This window comes from Desulfonatronum sp. SC1 (assembly GCF_003046795.1).
In the GTDB taxonomy this organism is placed as follows: domain Bacteria; phylum Desulfobacterota; class Desulfovibrionia; order Desulfovibrionales; family Desulfonatronaceae; genus Desulfonatronum.
In genome coordinates this window covers 1-449 of sequence record NZ_PZKN01000148.1, presented here as the reverse complement: position 1 = coordinate 449, position 449 = coordinate 1, and the positions used below count along the sequence as shown (strand labels likewise).

1 protein-coding gene is annotated in these 449 nt (G+C 35.2%); it reads left to right on the top strand.

What is annotated here, in order from left to right:
• Positions 1 to 174 precede the first annotated feature (174 nt).
• Positions 175 to 449 (top strand): DUF4943 family protein (locus C6366_RS21070; protein WP_146164944.1); only part of this gene is annotated, 275 nt, incomplete at its 3' end.

Sequence of the window (449 nt, the reverse complement as noted above, 5' to 3'; positions counted from 1 at the left end):
GTTGGTGTTTATGTGAAAATGGCTGCCCCGCATAAAATTTTATAACAGTGGATAAGGACGTAGCCCGCATTCCGCCTCTTGCCATATTGCCAACCGGTATGCCCAAGTTTAAATATGCAACTAATTTAAACCGGAAACCATCTTAGTTAATAAGAATCAATAAAATATTGAACAATGAAAACCTTGAAAATCCTAATCTTTTGTATTTCCCTAATAAGTCTTTTGGGGTGTGACATAGATAAGACAAAAGAATTAAAAAGCGTAGACGTTGAAAAATATGTGGAACAATTAAAAAGTGGTGAATATGAATCATTCGATTTACCAGCGTTTACATATAAGGATATTCCCGCACTGCTTGTATATAGAAATGAAACTAAAACAATTACAGACTTCCCGCATAACGGAATTTCATCTCTATGGATGCCCGAGTGTACTTTAGGTATGTATGT